The organism is Nocardia aurantia, from assembly GCF_009604425.1.
GTDB lineage: Bacteria > Actinomycetota > Actinomycetes > Mycobacteriales > Mycobacteriaceae > Nocardia > Nocardia aurantia.
In genome coordinates this window covers 487,020-508,811 of sequence record NZ_WEGI01000005.1, presented here as the reverse complement: position 1 = coordinate 508,811, position 21,792 = coordinate 487,020, and the positions used below count along the sequence as shown (strand labels likewise).

The following is a 21,792-nucleotide window of genomic DNA, read 5'->3' as shown; positions in this document are numbered from 1 at the left end:
CCGATCTCCGGACGATCACCGCAGCCCATCGACCGCCCCACACACTTCAGCCGCCCCACACACTCCGCCGCCCCACACACTTCGGCCGCCCCCACACGCTTCAGCGGCCCCGCACGCTTCAGCCGCACACGCACTTCGGCCGCCGCACACACTTCAGCCGCCCCACACGCTTCAGCGGCCCCACACGCTTCAGCGGCCCCGCACACTTCAGCCGCACACACACTTCGGCCGCCCCACACACTTCAGCGGCCCCACACGCTTCAGCCGCCCCACGCACGTCAGGCGCCACAAGCGGCCTCGGCACCCCGGAGCTCGGTGGGCGTGCCTCGGCAACACCCCACGCGTGAGCGCCGGCGTGCGCGTCCGACCACGCTTGTACACAGGCGATACGTGATGTCTGTGCACAACTGTCGTCGAATACTGCCGCTCGCGATCTGTGCACAACTACGCAACATGTGCACAAATGCGCCGAGTAGATCGGTTCCGCACAGCGTGCGCCGAACCTCGAACATCGGCCTCGCCCTGGCATTTTCGGCAGGATCGCCGCTCGGCATCGGCGCCGAAGCCGAGCGACACGGGTGCCGTACCGAGTAGCAGGAGCGATGGACATAGGCGCTCGTGAAAACGGCTCGGTGCGACGAGCCATCAGCGGTTTCCCTCACATGCCCGGGTGAAGGGGCACTATGCGCCGCGCACGGAAAACGACGGTGGACGTTGGGCGATTGCCGCGGGGGAAACGATGCGAGGACCGTTCGGGCACATTCGGCCGGATATGGATCGTTCTACGGGGCTTACAGGTTTCGGCAGATATCGACCAGGACTGTCCAGACGCCGTCGGTGTCCTCGATCGTGTGGTGTAGAGGCGCGCGGGGACCATTGCGCGGTAGTTCCCGTAGCAGCCTGGCGCCGACCAGCCGTTTCATGACCTGCTTGATCAGGCCATCGGGGATCTGTGTCTGCTTGTTGACCATCCGCACGGTGACGCCGTCCGGTGAGTGTGCCGCGAGGTCGGCGACCACAGCGACAACGTCGGCCATGTAGCGGTTACCGAAGATCGCTGCCGATCGTTCACGGAACGCACCCCGCTCGGCCTGTGACACCTCTATAATGTAACCCGTTACGCAAATCACGTAACGCATAAGGAGCGAATGCGAATGGTCGCGGCGGCGGTCGCCACGCAGGGCGAGTTCGACCTCGGTGTCTCGGCGAACAGTGCTGCGCCGTCGCGCGGCACGTACCGTGCGGTAATGCCTGGTGGGCTGCGGATCGCCGGCCGGACGCTGCACCCGACGCCGGTATTCGACACGTACTGGCATTTCGCGGCGCACCGTCAGTCCATTTACGAGGCGCGGCTGGCCGGGAAGCCGGGGCCGTGGACCGACGATCCGGTGCTGCGGCGGCATCGGTTCACCAACTGCTACCGTGCGGCGGATCGGGTGAGCCAGTACCTGATCCGGGAGGTCTCCTACCGCGGGGCGCAGGACCTCGACGAGGTGGTGTTCCGGACCTTGTTGTTCAAGCTGTTCAACCGGGTGTCGACCTGGCAGTTACTGACCGCGGCCTTCGGTACGGTGAGCTGGCGCGAATTCGATCTGCGCGCGTACGACGAGGTCCTGACCGCCGCGTTCGCCGGTGGTACGAAACTGTATTCGGCAGCGTATGTGGTGCCGCCACCGCGGTTGGGTGCCGACCGCAAGCACACCAACCATCTGCGGTTGCTGCAGCACATGATGACCAGCGGACTGGCCGACAGCCTGGCCGCGTGCACGTCGCTGCAGCAGGTGTTCGCCGCCTTGCTCGGCTACCCGGCGATGGGTGACTTCCTGGCCTACCAGTTCGCGATCGACCTGAACTATTCGAGCGCATTGGACTTCGACGAGATGGAGTTCGTCGTGCCCGGGCCCGGTGCGCGTGACGGTATCCGTAAGTGCTTCGGCCCGGAGGCCGACGGTATCGAGGCGGAGGTGATCCGGTACATGGCCGAGCACCAGGTCGAGCATTTCGCGCGGCTCGGGCTGACCTTCAACGGTTTGCGCGGGCGCCGGCCGTTGCAGCTGATCGACTGCCAGAACCTGTTCTGCGAGGTGGACAAGTATGCGCGGGTGATGCATCCGGACATCGCCGGTCACAGCGGCCGCACCCGCATCAAGCAGCTGTTCGCGCCCGTGCCCGAACGTGTCGGTGCCTGGTTTCCCCCGAAATGGGATCTCGGCTGAACCTCAGGCGCCCGCCTGGTCGCCAGTGCGGCGGCCGGTGACCGCGTCGGCCCACACCTGCGCGTGCCGGGTGTGTTCGGCGGCAGTCAGCGGCCGGACCGTCAGCGTTCTCCCGTCCAGGTCGCAGGTGATCGCGCCGTCACCGTGGTCGCGTACCGCACGCCAGACCCGGAAACCGTCGAGAATCGCACGTTCCCATTCCATCTCGGTGCACGCCCCCACTTCCAGGTTCGCCGTCATCCGCCGGCACAGGCGCAGGATCTCACCGTCGACGAGCGGGGCTCCACTGAAGTAGCTGGCGCGCCCGGCCGCTTCGAACACGAACGCCGACAGTCCCTCCTCGATCGCGATCGCGCGCCCGCCGTCCTCGACGTCGTCGATCACCGGACTGGCTTTCCGTTTCCGTTTCAGCAGCGCCCGCATCACCGGGCTCCACCCGAGGACGGTGGCGTAGGCGAGATGGAACACGTCGTGGTAGCGGTAGCCGTCTTCGCGATACGCGTTGTCGCCCAGAGGATCTCCGCACGGCACACCGTCGCAGACCGGTAGCACCCGTGGCGGGCGGCCGTCGTCGTCGGCCTGGGGGAACGCGGCGATGTGAACTTCCAGGCGCCGCGGCAGACGCTGTGCGACGGGTACCCCAGCTCCGTCGAACAGCCGCGCCGGACCGATCCGGTGCGTCGGCGGCGACGGCACCGCCGCGGGCCGCGGCCACGGCTCCACTGGCAGCGCGCCGGTGTGACGCGGCCACCGGGCGGCGATCTTCGACAGGTTCGCCCGGGCCACCTCGTCCAGGTTCACCTCCAGCCAGGTCGCAGCGTCGGCGACATACCACAGGATGTCACCCAGGTCCTCGACCAGGACCGCGTGGCGATCCAGATGGATCGCCCCGTCCCGGACCAGTTTCTTCTGACTGGTCTGCAGGGTGCCGACTTCGCCGCCCAGCCCGAGCAGCGCGATCGTCAACGCCCGGTCCGGGTCGCCGTCGCGCTGCTGGTCGTAGGCCCACGCCTCGGCCTGGTACTCGTCGAAATTCATCATCCACCCCGCCTATGATTGATTTTCAATCACCGTCCCACTAGCATGGCAGGAAGTCAAGCAGTAGGAGGTGGCGTGATCGACGAGGAGACCCTTCGCGACGCGCTGGTCGAGGGGATCGCCGAATGTGCGGCGGTCACCGTCGACGAGGCCGAGGCCGCGATCGCCGCAGCCGGAGGCGATTTCCTGTTCGAACTGGACAGCAGGCAGGCCGAGTGGGTGATCGCGCGCGTCGAGTACCTGCTGAAGCTGGTGACGCCGCTACCCAAGCCCGCGGATCTGCCCCGCAACCAGTTCGCCACCCTCGGCGCATTGGGCACCGCGATCGCCGGCGCGCTGGAAGGCCGACAATGATGAGGCGCATGGCCACTCATATCGAGGCCCGGGACATCGGCGACGCGTGGTTGCAGGCCGCCCGCGCGCTCGTCGACGCCCCCGGCCGCACTCTCGTCAATCTGGCGGTCAGCATCGCCGATCCGCTGCACGAGGATCTTGGCGTGCGCCGCGAGCTGGAATACGCCCTCGCCGGGCTGGCCCGCGACAAACCGGCCGATCCGGTGTACAGCGTGCACACCGTGGCCAACACGATCTTCCCGATCTCGCTGTACAACCCCGCGCACGAACAGTCCGCGCAACTGTTCTTCGACCGTGCCCGCGACACCGCCCGCCTGCACCACCACGGACGTCACAACGAGTGGGGGACCTACTTCGGGCGGCTGGTCGCCTACCCGGACCCGGGTGGCGGCGAGGTCAATCAGCTGGAGAGGTTCCTGGCCGTGCTCGCCGAGGACAGGAAATGGGCCGACCGCTACGAAGCACCGCTGACCCTGCCCGGAGAAACCGTCGAGGCGATCTGCGCGGACGCACTGGTGATCGGCCCCCAGGATCGTCGCTCACGCGGCGGCCCCTGCCTGGCACACGTGAGTTTCACCGTCCTCGACGGAATGCTGCACCTGACCGCCTTGTACCGTCGGCACTACTACCTGGCCCGTGCCTACGGCAACTTCCTCGGGCTGGCCCGCCTGCAACATTTCCTGGCCACCGAGAGCGGCCGGGACGTCGGCGGGATGCTGGTGGTCGGCACCCATGCACAGCTCGAAACCGGGAACCTCGCACACAACAAGAAGCTGCTCGAGCGCGCCGGCGACGCCCAAGGTGATATCCACCAGATCGAGGTGTCCACCCGCAGGCTCGGCGCCAGCTGGGCCGATCTGGAACTTCCCGAGCCCGACCGCCCGACCGCACAACGATGACGCCGCCGCCCGCCGCTGGGCCCGAACCGGACCCCTGCACCACAATGCTGCGTGACTCTCCAGGCGCGCGCGTCGCGGCGCGCCTGCTCGATGACTGTCTGGAGCAACTGCCGGGTCCGGCGACGCGTATCGGTGTCGACGTGTGCGATCTCGCCGTCTTGCGGCGGCAACTCGCGCTGCCGAGCAGCGCACGGTTCCTGGCCAACACGTTCACCGAGGAGGAACTGCGTTACTGCCAGGGCCGCGCCGATCGGCTCGGTGCCCGATGGGCCGCCAAGGAAGCGGTGGCCAAGGCCATCGGGACCGGATTCCGAGAGCTGACGCCGATCCAGGTCGAGATCCGCCGTGACGACGGCGGTATGCCCTGGGTCTGTGCCGCCACCGAACAGCCGTGGCCGTATCGTGCCCACACCTGGGCATGGTCGGTATCGCTGAGTCACGACGCCGATCTGGCGATCGCTGCTGCGATCGCCGTCGTTCCTCAGCCGCCGCCCGGGCCACCCACGCGAGGAGGAAGCTGGCAATGACTGCCGAGGACAACGGCCGCGACGACATCCGAGTCGACGCCGAAGGGCTCCGGGTTGCCGAGCGAATCCGCACCGAACGTGAGTACCTGAACCTCACTCAGGAGCAGGTAGCCGAGGTATTGAAGATTTCGCGAGCCGCCGTCAGCGCCATCGAGACCGGTCGGCGCAAGGTACACGCACCCGAACTGAAACGACTGGCCCGACTGTTCGGCACCAGCGTCGACCGGCTCTTGGGCGCGGATCCGGACGAGGACGAAACGACGACGGCGCTGTTCCGCACCGCCCGGACCCTGTCCGAGCGCGACCGTATGCAGGTACTGCGATTCGCCGAGTTCCTCCGCAACGCCGGCCCGGCACCCCAGCTCGACGAGGGTGACGCCAGCCAACCGAATCCGAGATAGGCCAGGTGCATTCATGCCCCCTCACGTGCGCCGCGACGCCGTCGCGATAGCCAGCATGCAGGCCGCACGACTCCACCAGCAGATGCACACGCCCTACGACCGGCCGGTGGACGTCTTCGGCCTCACCCAGCGCCTCGGCCTGTGGCTGGCCACCCAGCCGCTGGACCACACCTACGGGTTCTACCTCAGCGAAGGCCCCAGCGCCGGCATCGTGCTCAACAGCAATCACCCCGAAACGCTGCAGCGCTACACCTGTGCTCACGAACTCGGCCACCACCTCCTCGGGCACGGCAGCCGCACCGACGACAGCAACACCGTGGACCGCAACTCCGACGACCTGGCATTGAAAGAACTCCAGGCGCAGGTGTTCGCCGCAGCGCTGCTGATGCCGGCACCACTGGTGAACCGGACCCTGCAGCGCCTCGGCATCACCGGCGTCCCCGGAGCCCCCGACATCTACGCCGCCAGCCGCGACATGGCCGTCAGCTACACCGCCGCCCTCTGGGGCCTGGCCCAACTGAAGAAACTCGACTTCGGCCTCCTTCGCGCCCTGGAGAAAAGCGGCGCCAAGTCGGCGAAAGACGCCCTACGCGGCGGCCCCGCGGTCACCGACGCCCGCGCCGATGTCTGGATCGTCGACAACACAGACCGTGATGCCGTGCACTGCCGCGTCGGTGACGAGATCCACCTCCACCTGCCCGAAGACCTCAGCACCGGCCACACCTGGACCATCGACCACGACACTGAACCAGCGCCGGCACCCAGCGCCTTGGGCATGCACCTGCAATGGGACGGCGGGACCGGCCTCGGCATGACCCCTGCGGCCCCCGCCGCCGTCCGCCCGCGCTCGGCGGGGCTGGACATCCTCACCGACATCCACCAGCCCGCCACGCGGCCACAGCCCGCCGCGGGAACCCAGGACTACTCCCTGTTCGACCTTGATTCGGCCGGTGAGGACCGCGATTTCGACGACTTTATCCTGCCCGCGCCTGGCATCCGGATCATCGTCGTCTCACCGCACACGACCGGCGAGCACACCGTCCGGGTATCGCTGCGCCCGGCATGGGACACCACCTCCGAACCGGCGGCTCAGCGCCGTCTGCTCGTAACAGCCGGTCCCCGGAAGACACTGCCCGAACAAGGACTCGCCCCGCGGCAGATCGAACGACGAATCCAGGAACTGGCCGCCGCATGACCCAGGCGCTCAGTTGGCTGGCAGACCTGCGTGACGATATGCCAGCCGTCGGCAACCAGGGAACACGGCCCACCTGCCTGTCGTGGGCCACGACAACCGCCCACGACCGCCATCGCGATCTCGCGCTCAGCGTCGAATACCTGCACTGGGCATGCGGACGCACCGGCCGCGGTACCCGCCCCGGACTGCGGCGCGGACTACGCGACGCCGGCCAGCCCGCCGACGAGCAATGGCCCTACGACCCCGCGCTCACCGAAGACGGCCACTACCAACCGCCCGACACCGTCACCGGTCCCTTCCACCACGCCGTGCCGCGCGCGATCACCCGTGACCCGAAACGCTTGGTCAAACAGCTCGACGACGGACTACTACCCGTGGCCGTCCTCCGCGTTACCGCAACGTTCCTGAAACCTGCCGGTGGCGTCGTCGACGGCACCGACATTGGCAGCGGCGGCCATGCCGTTACCGTCGTCGCTGTCGCGCAACTCAACAGTGACGTCGGCACAGTTCCCGCCGGCCACCACCTCGTCTGCGTGCGCAACAGCTGGGGCCCGACATGGGGACAACAGGGACACGCCCTCATCACCGAACGCGCATGGAACGCCTGCGCGCAGTACGCCTTCGTCATCGAACCCACCGATACGTGATCGCCAAGCCCCGACTTCCCTGCAGCACCAGCCACACGGACAGCCCGGTCGCACCTCGTCGCAAAGAACCGACCGGTCCTACAGGATGCGGGTGATAAGGACCCCACAGTCAGGCGACATCTACAAGGCCGCCACCTCCGAATCCCTGCCGATGGACCTCGTTCACTCAGGACGACCAGCCCAGCCGCGTGCTCGGCTGGAACACGCCAGCCGAGGCATTCGGTACAGCCCGGACCTGCGTAGCACCAGGTGGCGGCAACGCCCTCGGAGCGGTCGAGGGCCTCATCGTGGCGACCGCTGGCGGGCCGCAAGGGCGGAACCACGATCACATGATCGATCCCGAACCCGAGAATTGGTGGACGGAAAGCCAGGACGTGCTCCGTCTCGTGGACCACGTCCACCTCGACCAGCCCGGGAAAGACCTCGTCGCAATACCAATCCGGCTCCTGGACTCCGCAACTCTAGGGCGGTCCTACCACAGCGACTGCGGCATTTTGTCCGACCGAACGATGCGTTGACGCACGCATCCTCCCGGGCAATCCCAGGAAACTTCAAGCAATATTCTTTGCTGTCGCCGTGCGCCCCTTCCGCGGAATGACGCGCCCGTCGGTGAATGTCCTGCTCACACGCGATATTCGACGGCTCGGCGGTGGTCGATCCGACGCTCGAAGCGACACATTTTGTCCCAGCCACCGCGCCGATCTCCGGAAGGCGGCGGCTTTCGGGCCCGGCACCCCCGTGCCGAGCGGCGCGGCTTGTCGCCTTGCACCGGCGCCGAGCAGCCGCCTGCGGCCTTGTGTGATGTTGATAACAGCCGCATTGCCGGGCGAGTGGGTATATGTTGCACGGCGTAGTTAGTTTGCGTTGCTAGAGATTCGCCTCGGGATCGCCGAAAGCTGCTCGGCCCGAGTAGGAATCGGCGGTCCCTCGTCTGGTTTCGAGCACGCAGGTTCGATAGGAAGGCCACTCGTGCCGAGCGCACTATCCTCACTCGCCCCTTCCGGCGACCAGCCGGTCCTCACCACCACGATGCGGCCGCCGCAGCCGGTCCGGCAGCGCCGTACCGGTGCCGGTCTGTCGTGGATCGGTGATCGGCCCGAAGTCGGGATATATCTGCGGCGGCGACGTGAAGCACTGGGTCTCACGCTGGAACAAGTGGCGACCGCGGCGGCGACGGTGTCGTCTCTCCGGAAATGGGAGGCCGGTCAACGGAATCCGGGCATCGACAGCCTGACTGCCTGGTGCCGCGCCTTGGATCTCCCGGGTTGGACACTCCGCAAAATCATCTCGATGATCGTCGGCGGAATCGACACACTCCACGTCGGCCACTGGCCGCCGACATTCGACACCGGCGACCTCGACCACCTCGAAATGTATATCGGCCCCGCCTATTACCTCGGTTTCCCGAGCTTCGACGTTCTGGCAGCCAACACCACCGCACGGCGCATCCTGCCGGACCTCGCGCCGGCCGATCCGACCGCACTCCGACCTGCGAACCTGGTGGAATGGGTCATGACCGCACCGGCACGCAACCTGCTGGCCGACTGGGCAACCGTCGCGACGCGCCTGGTGTTCCTTCTGCGGTCATGGGTCCGGGCCTGATGACCCAACAGCGGCTCGACGAGATCTTCAATTCCTGCTACACGCAGTCACCGCGGCATTTCACCCGATTCTTCGCCACCGACCTCACAAAAGCCGAAGCCGAGGACGACACCGTCCTGGTGCGAAATCCACACACCGGCAACACAGAACAGTACACCTACCGCTTTTCGCAACCGGTACAACCCATACGACCATACGAACAACTGCAGATCGCCCGGCACGGCGCCTCCCGCAATTGAATTCTGATCCGTGCCGATCTGCAACCTCGACCCCGGATGGCGTCGCTCATGGGACTGTCAATTTCACGCGCTCTGGTGCACTTTCGAGGGGACGGTGTCAGGCGACAGATCCGGTGCCGGAGTAGTTCGATGCCTGCCCGACCATACATTTGTCGTTTGCTCAGAATGGTTTCGTGTTGACGCCTTCGATCGGTCCCTTGTTGTAGGGCAGGGTCAGGCCGGCGACGGCTGCGTCGTCGTGGTCTGACACCGCACCCTCGAAAGTGCACCCGTCCCGTTCGTTCACAGCTCCGGACGAGATCGCCAGGACCTTGTCCATTGTCGTGCCGTGCCCGCGCGGTCGCGGAGAGCTGTCTCGGTGAGGTCCGAGGGCATCGATCTCAAGCTGACGACCTGCGTGGCAAACGCGCTCAGGCCCAACGTAATACACAGATGGCCAACCAGTCGGCCCAGGCCGGCCTGCGCATGCCGGCACTCGCGCCGCGGTCTTCCACCCGCGTCACCGCTGGGCACCCCGCACCGCCAGCCACGTCGTCACCACCGACGCGAACACACTGATCACCCGATGCGCCGCTTGGTCGCACTCCATCAACGCCGTCCCGGGCCCGGCCGCGCCCACCACGCCGGGTCGGCGCTGCACGGTCGCGTGGTCGAGATAGCCGCCCTTGCCAATCCATCTGCTACGCAGGAACTTTCGCAAGGGCTCACGGCGGTCTATCACGAAGTGTGTCGCCGCGTTGACCGCAGTCCCCGCCAGCAACCCGGACCATGGCAGCCGCAACCCCAGTGCCCTCGTCACGCCGACCGAGGCGACCAGCTGACCAACCGAGTACGTCGTCACATGCCGGGCACACGCCCGCCTCCCGGTCCATCCCGGCTTGCCCTTGTCCGCCGCGTCTCGTGAATTCTGCACGATCTGATCGCAGAAGGGATGCACGTCGCTGAACGTCGCCTGCAGCACCGCGAAGACCGCCAGCGCCTTCGCCACTGGATCAGTGCTCACGCCGCCACCGCCACCCGGGCATTGGTGCAGAGAAGTTCGAGCCGTTCGTGCACTGAATCGGCGTGCGCACGATCGTGTTCTGCGACCATGGGTAGGTGCGCACGTACATCGAGACCGGCCGGGGAGACGAGTTCCTCAATGCGGACATGATCGTCAAGATCCAGGCGGTCCAGAACCAGCACGTCGCGATCTGGACCGACACCACCCGCCTGGGAATCGGTATCCCTTTCCACGCCGACCGCGTACCACCCCATCAGGTTCAGCAGATCGCCCTCGACCTGCTCCGCGAAATCGGCAACGCTCCCGAACAGCAGGCAACGCGCGTGGTCACGTTCCTCGAGGGCACCGTGACGTCGCGTTACCTCTAGGACATCACCATGCCGTCCATCTGGGATGACCCTCAACAGCAGGCGCGCGATGCCGCTCGATCCAACCCGAGCGACCTCGACAGCGCACTGCGCAACTATCGGTCGGACGCCGATCGGCAAGCCGCCCAGCAGCGGAAACGTACAGCCGATGCGGAACAATCGCGCCGCACCGCGGCATCGATGATCCGCGAGTTCGCCGCCGAATGCCGCCGGCGCGGGATCTCGCCGCGGCCCGTGCTCTACCTGACCACCCAGGAACGCGGCACATTCAAGAGAAAAGCCTGGCCCGTGGAACATCCACTCGATGAAGCAGGATGGGTCGTCGCTCGACACTCCGGATGGAACCTCGTCATCACCGAACCAGGCAACGTCTACGACGCCAACCGAGACAACCATCCACCCGCCAACGACTACTTCCGACCCGTCGAGGACTATTACCGGAGGATGTCCGTCGGCCTCATGCGCGAGGACTTGTCCAAGCCCATCGTGCTCGGTTGTCACCCACCGTTCGGATCCGGCAGCAAGATCTCCGGCGCTCCATGGCCACGACAAACCCTCCGAGCCTGCCCCCAGCTCGCAGAAATCCTCGCACACTTCCTCGCTACAGGCATCGAGGTGGAGACCATGAAGTTCATCGACGGAGACGGGGACGGCGCCTAGACAACACGCTGACGCGTTGGTGCAGAGAAGGTCCAGATATGCTGCACCGCAGGCCAATCTGATCCCAGACTGATAAGAGCGCTTCTGACCGAACCGGCCCGCCAGCCAGGCGAGAGTCGATCGCCGGTCGGCCCACCAGTGTGTCGCGGAATTGATCCCCAGCCCGGCCGCCGCATCGGCGAGGCCGACCGGCTGGCGCAGCCACCACAGCACCTCACCTTCGCGCGGGAAGCTTGTCCGCCGCGACCGAACCCAGGCATCCAACTGCTGCGGCAACTCGGCGTATCGGTCCGGACCGTGATGCGGATTCGGCCGCCGGGGGCGCAGGTCGTCGTCGTTGCGGTCCGAGGGGCCGACGGCATGGCGAAGGATCATCGGCGGTGCCGAGCAATGTGAGCCGATACGGAGCGACGGCGGACCGACACATCGCAGCAATGACGGTGCGGCACGGTACTGCCCACGACGCCGACGGCAGGGGCAGCGCCGGGCATTCCCGCGCCGGCCACAAGCGCACCGGCAGTGCTGTTGGCGGCGAATCGAATTGCGCGTTCGGGGGCGCCGGTGCGGGGCGCGACCCGTGAGCGCGCGATCCACCGTGCGGATGGCGTGAGCACGTAGGGTGGCTGATCGTGACTGGCGGCGGACGGCGGCGGGAGACGGGGTGGGCGCGGCCGGTTCCCGCCCTCTACAGCCTGGTGGTGGCGCTGGTCATCGTGGGTCCGTTGCTGGGGCGGGGGTATCTGCTGTTCCGCGATGCGGTGAGCACGCCGCGGTCGTATCTCACCGATGCGGCGCTCGGGCTCGGCGACGCGGCGCCGCGGGCCGTGCCGCAGGACGCGCTGCTGGCGGCGGTGTCGGCGGTGACCGACGGCGGGGTGGCGGTCAAGGTGATCCTGGTGGGGGCGCTGTGGGCGGCCGGTTGGGGTGCGGCGGCGCTGGCGCGGGAGTTGCTGGGGGCCACACTCGGCCCGCAATTGGTGGCGGCGACAGTGGCGCTGTGGAATCCGTTCGTGGCGGAACGGCTGTTGCAGGGACATTGGAGCCTGCTGACCGGGTATGCCGCGCTGCCGTGGACGGCGCTGGCGGCGCGGCGGATCCGCCTGGCCGATCCCGTGGCGGGGCCGTCGGTGTCGCAGTGGGCGATGCTGGGTGGTTGCCTGGCGGCGGCCGGACTGACCCCGACCGGTGCGCTGCTGTCGGGGATCGTGGCGCTGGTGCTGGCGGGGCGACGTGTGATGGGGGTGCTGGCGTTGTGGGGTCTGGGCGCCCTGCCGTGGCTGGCCGCCGCCGCGCTGGCGGGGACCGGGTCCGACACCTCGGATCCGGCGGGCGTCGCGGCCTTCGCGGCGCGCGCCGAACCCGGTCTGGGAACGCTCGGCAGCCTCGCCGGACTGGGCGGCATCTGGAATTCCGCGGCCGTACCCGGTTCCCGCACAACACTTTTCGCTCTCGCCGGTACGCTCGCGCTGCTCGTGATGGTGGCGGCGGGGCTGCGGTGGGTGGCCGCCGGTGGCGATCGGGACACGTTGCGGGACCGGCGATCTCTGCTCGTGCTCGCGGCGGTGGCTGTCGTCCTCCCCGCGCTGGGCGCGACCGGATGGGGGATCTCGGCCGGGGTGTTCCTGGTCGAGCATGTGCCGGGGGCCGGGCTGCTGCGGGACACCCAGAAGTACGTGGCGCTGGCGATGCCCGCCTACGCGCTGTGCGCCGCGAGCGGCTGCCGGTTGATCCCGGCGCTCGGCGGACCGGATGAGCACGGCGACAACGAACTTCCCTCGTCGCAACCGAAGCCGCGCGAAGAGCTGCGCGGAACACCCTTGGCCGCAATACTTTTCATCATCCTGCTGCTCGCGACGCTGCCGGATCTGGCCTGGGGCGCCGGCGACGAGTTGCGGCCGGTGCGGTACCCGGCGGGCTGGCCGCAGGTCGCCGCCCTGATCGACGGGCCCGGCGACGTCGCGGTGCTGCCGGGCGGGATGTTCCGCGAATTCCCCTTCAGCGGCCGGGTGCCGGTACTGGATCCGGCGCCGCGGCTGCTGCCCGGCGATGTCCTGCAGACCGGCGAGCTTCCGGTGCGCGGCCGGGTGGTGGCCGGGGAGGGCAGCCGGGCGCGGGAGGTGGAGGAGGCGTTGTTGCGCGGCGATCCGCCCGCGCGGCTGGCCGAGCGCGGCGTGCGCTGGGTGCTGGTGGAACGCACCTCGCCCGGACCGGTCGGCGAGTCGGCCGGCACACTCGCACAACTGGATTCGGTCTACACCGACGGCGACCTGGCGTTGTACCGGGTGCCGGGGCCGGTCCTCGCCACGGCGACACCGACCGCGCTGCAACGCGACAGCGCCATCGCGGCGCATCTGCTGTGGGCCCTGCTGGTGCTCGCCGGGGCGGTGGCCGCGGCCGGGAGCGCGCTGCGCGGAGCGGGGTCGATCAGGATTCGCCCGCGCGACCGGCGACCAGGCCGGTGACGTATTCATCGCGCATCGCCGCGGTGAGTACCCGGTGCACGCCGTAACCGGTGTGCTGCCAAGAGAATTCCCGCGCGCGGGCCCGCGCCTTCTCTCCCATCACCGCGCGGACGCCGTGCTCGGTGAGCAGCTCACCGACGGCGGCGGTGAGTCCGTCGACATCGTCGACCAGCATTCCGGTGACGCCGTCCACGACGGAATCGGTGAGACCCCGCGAATGCCGGTAACCGACGGTCGCGACGCCGTGCTGGGCGGCCTCCACCACCGCCAGACCCCAGCCCTCCTTGCGTGAGGGCAGGATGTGCACCCAGGCGCGGGCCAGCAGTTCGTGCTTGCGGGCCTCGTCGACGTGGCCGTGGAAGGTGACGGCGTCGGCGATACCGAGCTGTCGCGCATGGTTTCTCAGGTTGCCGGCCCACCAGCCGTCGCCGACGACGTCCAGTTCCAGGTCGGGGATGTGCGCGCGCAGCGCCGCCGTCGCCGCGAAGGCGTCCTCGATCTGCTTGTGCGGCACCAGCCTCGACAACACCACCAGACGGGGTGCGGCGGACCGGGTCGGCGGACCGCCGACCGGTACGGGCTCGGGCACCGGATCGATACCGTTGCGCACCACCGCGATCCGAGAGCGCTCGACGCCGAGGACAGCCAGCTCCTCCGCCGACGGCAGCGACACGGTCAGGTACTGGCTGCGCCGGTGCACCCGCGGGGACAGCCGCGATTCGATCCACCAGCCGATCCGGCCCACCAGACGACCGGCGACCGGCCACTGTTCGCGGTGGCCGTGGTGCACCAGCACCACGACGGGCGCGGCCGAGGCGAGCCGGGCGAAGAAGGGGATGCCGTTCTGGGTGTCGATCACCGCGTCCGGCCGGATTCCGCGCAACGGGCCCAGCCCGAGCCGGGCCGCCGCGATCGCGGCGAGCGCTCGCGGGTACACCGTGAATCGGCCACCGGCCCGGCTGATCTCCAGCCCGCCGACGCGTTCGCGCTTCGCCGAACCGGGATAGCGCGCGGTGCGCAGCGTCACGCGCACACCGCGCTCGGCCAGCTGCTCCCCCACCCGTTCGAGATACCGTTCACTACCGCCGCCCTGGGGATGCCCGGAATCGCGCCAGCACAGTAGTAGTACTTCACGCACGGCAAGCATCTCCCGATTGCGCTCGGACGGACAGCGGACGACAGCGAATAAACCCTAACCGCCGACCCTCGCGATCCGGTCACCGCCGCCGCGTGTGTCCGCCGCGACCCCCCGACGCGGCGGCGATCCAACCCGGTACCGCTGTGTAAAACTGATTCGCCATGCTTCGACCCGCCGCCACACCACCCCCGCCGAGTTTCGCGCGCCGGGCCACTCTGGCCCGCTCGCTGCGCCTGCTGGGCAGCTTCCGTTTCGAACAGACCGATCCCGCGCGGTTCTACGGCGGTATCGCCGCGGACACCGCGGATCTGGTCGCCGATTTCCACCGGGATCGCACCGGCCGTGACCTGTCCGGCGTCACGGTGCTGGACGTCGGCGGCGGGCCCGGCTATTTCGCCGACGAATTCAGCGCGCGCGGCGCCCGCTATCTGCCGGTGGAACCGGATCCGGCCGAGATGCACGCCGCCGGACGCGTGCTGACCGGCGCGGTCCGGGGCTCGGGCATGGCGCTGCCGTTCCGCGACGACGCGGTGGACGTGTGCGTCTCCTCGAATGTGGCCGAGCACGTCTCGGATCCGTGGCTGATGGCCGAGGAGATGCTGCGCGTCACCAGACCCGGTGGGCTGGTTGTCTTTTCGTACACGGTCTGGCTCGGGCCGTTCGGCGGGCACGAGACCGGCCCGTGGCACTACCTGGGCGGCGAGTTCGCCGCGCGGCGATATCGCCGGCGCCACGGCCGGGAACCGAAGAACCGCTTCGGCGTCTCGCTGTTTCCGGTCCGGGCCGCCGATGGGCTGCGCTGGGCCGAGCGGGTGCGGCCGCGAGCACGCGTGCTCGCGGCCTTCCCGCGGTATCACCCGCGGTGGGCGTGGTGGCTGGTCCGGATTCCGGTGATACGCGAACTGCTGGTCAGCAACCTGGTCGTGGTCGTCGCCAAGCGGCACCCGGCCGGATAGTCGCGACGGCTTCCCCGCTGCCGCGACCCTCCGTCACCGTTCCAGCCGCCCCCGCCGCCAGAACCGCTGCCCGCCCAGGCGGGCCGGTTCGCTCCACGGTGGCTCCTGCATTGCCAGGCCGATGGTTTCGAGCGGGGTCAGCCCCACCCGGTCGGCCAGCGCCCGCACCGCGGACACCGCCTCGGCGGCCTGCAATGCCGCGGTGGCCTGTTCCAGGGTCAGTGTGCGGCCGGGCAGATAGGAGACCACCCAGCCACCACCGCCCACGCACCGGGCTTGATGTGGAGTTTGATCACTGGTCATCAACGATCGATCGACCACTTGCACCGCCATGCGACTGCCGCCTCCCCTGCAATTGCATTTGAAATAACGGGAGCTGAAGGTTGCTATCAGCATGCTCCGGTTCGGCACGAAACGCAATAGTGCGTTTGCCGAAAAGCGAACCGGCAGGTAGGGTTTCGCATTCGCGCTACCCGAGATCACCTCGCGATCACGAAGCGGCAGGGCGATTTTCCGGCATCCGCACCCGCAGAATGGGCTGCGGGGCCTCGTCACGGCGTTTCGCGATATCCACCACGTCCACCAGCCAACCCGGCGGCAACACGGCCTGCAGCCGGCCCGCGGCGCGGTGCAGGGGGGTACTCGTCGTTGACGGCCCGAAATCGTTCGGCCGGGGAGTCTTCCGTGCACCGAACGTCACATCGGTCATGCCACCTCCCACACATCGGGCCCGACCGGCCGCGGCGAAACGGCGTGCGCGAACGTCGGCGAGGCTCTCGGAGTCGACCAGCTAATCGCTTGCAATCGGACTGTGGAGTCATGAGACGGTAGAACAAGTCCAGATTAAAGCACCGCTCGGCAAACATCGCGCATCGAGGGTCGGCACACCCGGCTGCGGCGAATCGAGACGGACATTCGGCGCGAAACAAACCGACCGTCAATAAGAATTGCCCACATCGGAACATCGTCCGATGTGGGCAATCCGGAAAAAGCGGGATATTTACGCGAGCCGCTGCTTCAGCGCCTCGAATTCGTCGCGCACACCCGAGGGCAGCTTGTCACCGATGAATTCGAACCACTCCTCGATCAGCGGGATCTCCTTGCGCCACTCGTCAGCGTCGACCTTCAGCGCCTCGTCGACGTCGGCGAGGGCGACATCCAGACCCTCCAGATCGAGATCGGCGGCGGTGGGCACCCGGCCGACCGACGTCTCGACCGCCTGGGCGGTGCCCTCGATGCGATTGACGATCCACTCCAGCACGCGCGAGTTCTCGCCGAAGCCGGGCCACAGGAAACGGCCGTCCGCGCCGCGGCGGAACCAGTTGACGTAGAAGATCTTCGGCAGCTTCTGCGCGTCGGCGTTCTTGCCGAGGTTGATCCAGTGGCCCAGGTAGTCGCCGACGTGGTAGCCCAGGAAGGGCAGCATCGCCATCGGGTCGCGGCGCACCGAACCGACCTTGCCCTCGGCCGCGGCGGTCTGCTCCGAGGACAGCGTGGCGCCCATGAACACGCCGTGCTGCCAGTCGAAGGACTCGGTCACCAGCGGCACCGTGGTCTTGCGACGACCGCCGAACAGGATGGCCGAGATCGGCACGCCCTGCGGGTCGTCCCATTCGGGGGCGAGGGTCGGGCACTGCGACATCGGGGTGCAGTAGCGCGAATTCGGGTGGGCGGCGAGGGTCTCCGTCTCCCGGAGGAACCAGTCGTTGCCCTTCCAGTCGATCAGGTGATCGGGCTCGCTCTCCAGGCCCTCCCACCACACGTCGCCGTCGTCGGTCTTGGCGACATTGGTGTAGACGGTGTTGCCGGCTTCCACGGTCGCCATGGCGTTCGGGTTGGACTTGTGGTTGGTGCCCGGCGCGACGCCGAAGAAACCGAACTCCGGATTCACCGCGTACAGGCGGCCGTCCTCGCCGAACCGCATCCAGGCGATGTCGTCGCCGAGGGTCTCGGCGCGCCAGCCCGGCACGGTCGGCTGGATCATCGCGAGGTTGGTCTTGCCGCAGGCGCTCGGGAAGGCGGCGGCGATGTAGTAGTTCTTGTTCTCGGGCGAGATCAGCTTGAGGATCAGCATGTGCTCGGCCAGCCAGCCCTCGTCGTGGGCCATCGCCGAGGCGATCCGCAGCGAGTAGCACTTCTTGCCCAGCAGCGCGTTGCCGCCGTAGCCGGAGCCGTAGCTCCAGATCTCCCGATCCTCGGGGAAGTGGGTGATGTACTTGGTGTCGTTGCACGGCCACGGCACATCGGCCTGGCCCTTCGCCAGCGGCGCGCCGACGGAGTGCAGCGCCTTCACGAACGGCTTGTCCTTGCCCAGCTTGTCCAGCGCGGCGGTGCCCATCCGGGTCATCACGCGCATGGAGACCACGACGTACTCCGAATCGGTGAGCTCGACGCCCAGCTTCGGATCCTCGGCGCCGAGCGGGCCCATACAGAAGGGCACCACGTACATCGTGCGGCCCTTCATCGAGCCGCGGTACAGCTCGGTCATGGTGGCGCGCATCTCGGCGGGATCGACCCAGTTGTTGGTCGGGCCGGCGTCGTCCTGCTGCCGGGAGCAGATGTAGGTGCGCGACTCGACGCGGGCGACGTCGGAGGGATCGGAGAGCGCCAGGAACGAGTTCGGCTTCTTCGCGTCGTTGAGCCGCTGGAACGTGCCGGCCGCCACCAGCTGTTCGGTCAGGCGGTCCCATTCCTCGTCGGAGCCGTCGGCCCAGACCACCCGATCGGGTTGGGTGAGTTCTGCGACCTCCTGCACCCATGCGAGCAGCCCGGTGTGCTCGGTAGGGGCGGTGCCATCGGATCCCTGAAGACCTGAAATGGTCGCTGAGGTCATAAAACTCTCCCTAGAAGGGCGGCACCCGGCGGCTCGCGACACCGGGCTGCCACCGTTGGCGATGGACGCCCGGATCGGAAATCGGCAGCTCGCCCTGGCTCGGGCAGCATACAGAAACGAAACGGACGACCAGGTTCCTTGAGAAAAGGTTAACGCCATGTGACCCCTGGAACGGCATGGGGTATCTCACTCGGTATTCGGTCGCGACCTGCACCATCGATCCCTCAGGATGTGTTACATCAGTGCGGCGAGATCCCGGTCACACGCCGCGGATCGGGCCTGCGACTCGGTGGCGAGGCGGCGCAACTGCGCCGCGATCTCGGCGGCGCGGCGGTCCGCCTCGACCGCCCGTGCGGTGCCCGCTCGCACCACCTGGTCAGTGAGTTCGGATTCGGCCACGACCAATGCCGTCGCGACCCGCTGTTCCAACTGGGCCCGCACGTTCACCACCGTGTCCGCAATCCACTGGCGCATATGCGCCCGGTCGGCGACCTGCGCACGGGCCCGCACGACCCAATAGGCCACCCCGCCGCCGAGGAGCAGCGTGGCGGGAACCGAGGCGTAGTGCAGTGCGGGCAGAGCTGTCAATGGCGCTACCACCCACCTGCCCAGGCCGAATCCGGCCGAGGCGCCGAGCGCCACCATGAGGTGATCCTCGACACCACGGTGCCGCGGTTCGGGATCCGGGCCGATCGGGGGCGGCGGATCGGGGCGCGGCGGTGTGCCGGCCGCCGGGCCGGAAACGGCGTCGATCAGTGGGTTCAGCTGCCGATCCAGTTCGGCCAGGCGCGCCCGCACCACCTCGTCCAGTTCGACGGTGAGCTGTTCGACGGACCGCTGCAACCGATCCGGGCACTCGGGTACGCCGTACTTGTCGAGTTCGGTCCGGGCGGCGGTGTGCAGCGAACGCACCCGGGCGCCGATCTCGTGCAGCAGTTCGACCCGGGCGAGTTGCAGCCGGTTGCGCAGGGCGGCCATGGCCCGGGTGCGGTCGCCGTCGCGATCCGTCGTCAGCGCGGCCCGTTCCGCGCGCAGCCGGGCTTCCTCCGCACCGGACCGCAGCACGGCGATCTGGTCCCGGATGCGCTGCCTGGTCTCGGCCAGCACGCGGTCCACGGTCTCGGATGAATGGCCGGCCGCACCGGTCGCGGCGATCAACCGGCCGTGCAGCGCGCCCAGCCCGGACCGGTCCAGCAGGGCCGCGTCCCCGGCGGTCCGGGCCGCCACCGCGAGCCTCGGCGACACCGGAATCAGTTCCGGGGGCCCGCCCAGCACCGGGGCCAGCAGTTCGCGGTTGCGATCGGCGACGGCCCGCCAGTCCGGATGGGCGTGGGTGCCGTTCAGGACGAACACCAGCCGCGACCCCGCCACATGCAACCGCTCGACGACGGTGAGCGTGCCCACACCGAGCGGACTCCCCGCGTCGAGCACCACCACCGCCGTCATCGCGGCGGACGGCCGTTCCGGCTCGGCGACCGGCCCGCCGAGTTCCACCCTCGGCTCGAGCCGGGCGAGTTCGGTGCGCAGCAGCAGCGTGTTCGCGTCGTCGGCGCCGATCAGGAGTGCGGCGGACGAGCTTCCGTCCGCCACGGCCCGCAACAGCGCGCTGCCCTGCGGATTCCAGCGCGCCACCACCGCCGCCCAGGGTTCCGCCACATGCGGTGGGTCATCCGGCGGATCATGGCGACCGTCCCACGGTTCCTCCGCACGAGACGAAACACCCACAGGATCCTGAGGAGCGGTCCACGGCTTCCCCGCGCTCGGCGAAACGTCCGGCGGGCCTTGGGAAGCGGCCAACGGCTGCTCCCCGAGCGGCGAAACACCCAGTGGATCTTGTGAAGCCGTCCACGATTTTCCCGCACTCGGCGAAACATTCGGCGGGCCTTGAGAAGCGGCGCACGGCTGCTCCCCGAGCGGCGAAACACCCGGTGGATCCTGTGAAGCCGTCCACGGTCTTCCCGCGCTCGGCAAAACATTCGGCGGGCACTGAGGATTCGATGCGGGTCTGTCGGTGGCCGACGGCATGGTCCGGGGGTTGTCCAGCGAGTCCTCGGACCGCGGCGCGGCGAGGGCGGGATTCGCCTCAGAGGCCGGCATGGGTCAACTGCTCCCAGAGCTGGACGTAGCCGTGGTGCACGCGCAGTGCGGCCCGGCGGGCGGAGGCGGAGAGGTCGCCGCCCGCGACCGCTCGCCATCGGCGCGCGCGGGTGAGGGCCTCGTCGGGATCGGTCGGTGGGGTCGCCGAATAGCCGGCGGCGAGGTGTGCGAGATCGGGATGGGCCTGGCCCGCGCGCAGGCCCAGCCGGTGGGCCTCGGGGCTCGCCAGGTAGTCCTCGATGCGGTCGCGGGAACGGTCGCCGGTCCGGACCGCCCGGGCGGCCAGTCTGGTCAGCTCGTCGATCAGTTCGCCGCCACGGCGGTCGGCCAGGCGTTCGTAGCGGCGGTGCAGGTGCAGATGGACCGCGTCGATACCCGAAGCGGCGTGCAGTATCTGCAGCATCGGTCGCGGGCCGAGGTCGGGTTCGTGCCGCAGGGCGATCGCCGCCACGGCCACGCCGTGCAGACCCCAGCGCTCCAGCACCGCCGCGCGATCCGCCGTGTCCGCACCCACCGTGGCGGCGGTGAACAGCTCCGGGGACAGCGTGAACGCCGTGCCCGCCCGGTCGCGATGCCGCCGGAGAGTGCGCAGGTCGGCGTCGGCGGGAACGCCGTCGCGGGTGTGCGCGGCCAGTTCCGCCGCCACCGGCAGCACCGGGAGTCGCAGGTCGTGGCCGTACTGTTCGGCCGCGGCGACGGCGTCGGACCAGCGGGTGCCGATCGTGTCCGCCTTGTTGAGGACGACCAGGACGCGTTCCGGTGGGAGCCCGGCCAGGACCCGGTGGTCGGCCGATTGCGGTGTGCCGGAGAGGACATAGAGCACGAGATCGCCGCCGAGGTCGGGATCGGGTACACCGGGCTCGTCGACGGGCGCGGTCTCTCGGGCCGACATCAGCGCCAGCGCCCGGATGAGCGTGCTCTTCCCGGTGCGAGCTCGGCCGGTGACGCGGATACGCGGCGGCCGACGCCAGGCGGCGGAAGCCTGGGCCGCGGCGTCGGCGATCGATGGTTCCGCGTTCTCTCGCAAGGTCGCCACCAGGCTGTCGAGTTCCGGCGTGGCGCCGCTCGGTCCGGGTGCGACGTCACTCGAGGCGAGCGCGGTCCGCACCTCCCCGCTCTCGCCCTCCGCAACGTCCTTCGTCACCGATGCACCCCCT

At 68.6% G+C, this 21,792-nt stretch carries 23 protein-coding genes; 13 read left to right on the top strand and 10 right to left on the bottom strand.

The genetic code is table 11. The annotated features are described in order from the left end of the window. Positions 1-791: 791 nt before the first annotated feature. Positions 792-1,286: a hypothetical protein gene (locus NRB56_RS14035; protein ID WP_153342014.1), complete on the bottom strand. Its 495-nt coding sequence runs from the start codon at positions 1,284-1,286 to the stop codon at positions 792-794. On the opposite strand from NRB56_RS14035, the gene NRB56_RS14030 reads away from it, so the two are divergent. Then, the gene (locus tag NRB56_RS14030) at positions 1,248-2,216 is read left to right on the top strand and encodes a nucleotide kinase domain-containing protein (protein ID WP_153342012.1); all 969 of its coding nucleotides are present in this window, start codon (positions 1,248-1,250) and stop codon (positions 2,214-2,216) included. The genes NRB56_RS14035 and NRB56_RS14030 overlap by 39 nt on opposite strands. Before the next feature lie 3 nt (positions 2,217-2,219). Here NRB56_RS14030 and NRB56_RS14025 read toward each other — a convergent pair whose 3' ends face one another. After that, positions 2,220-3,257 (bottom strand): nucleoside triphosphate pyrophosphohydrolase family protein, encoded by a 1,038-nt coding sequence (locus NRB56_RS14025; RefSeq protein WP_227837639.1) that lies wholly within the window; start codon positions 3,255-3,257, stop codon positions 2,220-2,222. Between the two features lie 72 nt (positions 3,258-3,329). Here NRB56_RS14025 and NRB56_RS14020 point away from each other — a divergent pair, with 72 nt between their 5' ends. The 8 genes from NRB56_RS14020 (at position 3,330) to NRB56_RS13985 (ending at position 9,118) form a co-directional block, all read left to right on the top strand. Continuing rightward, positions 3,330-3,608: a hypothetical protein gene (locus tag NRB56_RS14020; RefSeq protein ID WP_153342010.1), complete on the top strand. Its 279-nt coding sequence runs from the start codon at positions 3,330-3,332 to the stop codon at positions 3,606-3,608. Between the two features lie 8 nt (positions 3,609-3,616). After that, positions 3,617-4,507, top strand: a complete 891-nt coding sequence (locus NRB56_RS14015) for a thymidylate synthase family protein (RefSeq protein ID WP_153342008.1) — start codon at positions 3,617-3,619, stop codon at positions 4,505-4,507. Continuing rightward, positions 4,504-5,034 (top strand): holo-ACP synthase, encoded by a 531-nt coding sequence (locus tag NRB56_RS14010; RefSeq protein ID WP_227837638.1) that lies wholly within the window; start codon positions 4,504-4,506, stop codon positions 5,032-5,034. Before NRB56_RS14015 ends, NRB56_RS14010 begins: the two co-directional genes overlap by 4 nt. Further along, a complete protein-coding gene (locus tag NRB56_RS14005) occupies positions 5,031-5,435 on the top strand; it encodes a helix-turn-helix domain-containing protein (RefSeq protein WP_153342006.1) in 405 nt (134 codons plus the stop codon). The genes NRB56_RS14010 and NRB56_RS14005 overlap by 4 nt, the downstream gene beginning before the upstream one ends. A 13-nt stretch (positions 5,436-5,448) precedes the next feature. Next, positions 5,449-6,630: an ImmA/IrrE family metallo-endopeptidase gene (locus tag NRB56_RS14000; RefSeq protein WP_153342004.1), complete on the top strand. Its 1,182-nt coding sequence runs from the start codon at positions 5,449-5,451 to the stop codon at positions 6,628-6,630. Continuing rightward, positions 6,627-7,277 (top strand): C1 family peptidase, encoded by a 651-nt coding sequence (locus NRB56_RS13995; protein ID WP_194290843.1) that lies wholly within the window; start codon positions 6,627-6,629, stop codon positions 7,275-7,277. The genes NRB56_RS14000 and NRB56_RS13995 overlap by 4 nt, the downstream gene beginning before the upstream one ends. 1,029 nt (positions 7,278-8,306) lie before the next feature. Continuing rightward, positions 8,307-8,879, top strand: a complete 573-nt coding sequence (locus tag NRB56_RS13990; protein WP_153342000.1) for a helix-turn-helix domain-containing protein — start codon at positions 8,307-8,309, stop codon at positions 8,877-8,879. Further along, entirely contained in the window at positions 8,864-9,118 is a 255-nt protein-coding gene (locus NRB56_RS13985) for a hypothetical protein (protein WP_153341998.1), read from the top strand. Before NRB56_RS13990 ends, NRB56_RS13985 begins: the two co-directional genes overlap by 16 nt. Positions 9,119-9,278: 160 nt before the next feature. Here NRB56_RS13985 and NRB56_RS13980 read toward each other — a convergent pair whose 3' ends face one another. Together NRB56_RS13980 and NRB56_RS13975 are read right to left on the bottom strand one after the other, a co-directional pair. Continuing rightward, positions 9,279-9,437, bottom strand: coding sequence for a hypothetical protein (locus NRB56_RS13980; RefSeq protein WP_153341997.1), 159 nt, complete (start codon positions 9,435-9,437; stop codon positions 9,279-9,281). A gap of 180 nt (positions 9,438-9,617) precedes the next feature. Continuing rightward, complete coding sequence (locus tag NRB56_RS13975) at positions 9,618-10,121, bottom strand: hypothetical protein (protein ID WP_227837636.1); 504 nt, start codon at positions 10,119-10,121, stop codon at positions 9,618-9,620. Positions 10,122-10,216: 95 nt separating this feature from the next. Between NRB56_RS13975 and NRB56_RS13970 the strand changes: the two genes are divergently transcribed. The 3 genes from NRB56_RS13970 (at position 10,217) to NRB56_RS13960 (ending at position 13,611) form a co-directional block, all read left to right on the top strand. Next, entirely contained in the window at positions 10,217-10,489 is a 273-nt protein-coding gene (locus tag NRB56_RS13970; RefSeq protein WP_153341993.1) for a hypothetical protein, read from the top strand. A 9-nt stretch (positions 10,490-10,498) separates the two neighbouring features. Beyond that, positions 10,499-11,149: a hypothetical protein gene (locus NRB56_RS13965; RefSeq protein WP_153341991.1), complete on the top strand. Its 651-nt coding sequence runs from the start codon at positions 10,499-10,501 to the stop codon at positions 11,147-11,149. Between the two features lie 629 nt (positions 11,150-11,778). Beyond that, positions 11,779-13,611: a hypothetical protein gene (locus tag NRB56_RS13960; RefSeq protein WP_319942977.1), complete on the top strand. Its 1,833-nt coding sequence runs from the start codon at positions 11,779-11,781 to the stop codon at positions 13,609-13,611. On the opposite strand, the gene NRB56_RS13955 is transcribed toward NRB56_RS13960, so the two are convergent. Beyond that, positions 13,574-14,749 carry a glycosyltransferase family 4 protein gene (locus tag NRB56_RS13955; RefSeq protein WP_319942976.1) on the bottom strand — a complete coding sequence of 392 codons (1,176 nt, stop codon included), beginning with the start codon at positions 14,747-14,749 and terminating at the stop codon, positions 13,574-13,576. The two genes, NRB56_RS13960 and NRB56_RS13955, sit on opposite strands and share 38 nt — an antisense overlap. A gap of 161 nt (positions 14,750-14,910) precedes the next feature. Between NRB56_RS13955 and NRB56_RS13950 the strand changes: the two genes are divergently transcribed. Further along, on the top strand, positions 14,911-15,705 hold the full coding sequence (locus tag NRB56_RS13950) for a class I SAM-dependent methyltransferase (RefSeq protein ID WP_153341986.1): 795 nt from the start codon (positions 14,911-14,913) through the stop codon (positions 15,703-15,705). A 33-nt stretch (positions 15,706-15,738) separates the two neighbouring features. Here NRB56_RS13950 and NRB56_RS13945 read toward each other — a convergent pair whose 3' ends face one another. The 5 genes from NRB56_RS13945 to NRB56_RS13925 all read right to left on the bottom strand — a co-directional run bounded on the left by NRB56_RS13945 (position 15,739) and on the right by NRB56_RS13925 (position 21,779). Further along, the gene (locus NRB56_RS13945) at positions 15,739-16,038 is read right to left on the bottom strand and encodes a hypothetical protein (protein ID WP_019932221.1); all 300 of its coding nucleotides are present in this window, start codon (positions 16,036-16,038) and stop codon (positions 15,739-15,741) included. A gap of 157 nt (positions 16,039-16,195) precedes the next feature. Next, positions 16,196-16,414, bottom strand: coding sequence for a hypothetical protein (locus NRB56_RS13940; RefSeq protein WP_153341984.1), 219 nt, complete (start codon positions 16,412-16,414; stop codon positions 16,196-16,198). A gap of 291 nt (positions 16,415-16,705) precedes the next feature. Then, positions 16,706-18,538 carry a phosphoenolpyruvate carboxykinase (GTP) gene (locus tag NRB56_RS13935; RefSeq protein ID WP_153341982.1) on the bottom strand — a complete coding sequence of 611 codons (1,833 nt, stop codon included), beginning with the start codon at positions 18,536-18,538 and terminating at the stop codon, positions 16,706-16,708. A gap of 234 nt (positions 18,539-18,772) precedes the next feature. Further along, positions 18,773-20,194, bottom strand: a complete 1,422-nt coding sequence (locus NRB56_RS13930) for a hypothetical protein (RefSeq protein WP_319942975.1) — start codon at positions 20,192-20,194, stop codon at positions 18,773-18,775. A 427-nt stretch (positions 20,195-20,621) separates the two neighbouring features. Further along, positions 20,622-21,779 (bottom strand): hypothetical protein, encoded by a 1,158-nt coding sequence (locus NRB56_RS13925; RefSeq protein WP_319942974.1) that lies wholly within the window; start codon positions 21,777-21,779, stop codon positions 20,622-20,624. Between the last annotated feature and the right edge of the window lie 13 nt (positions 21,780-21,792).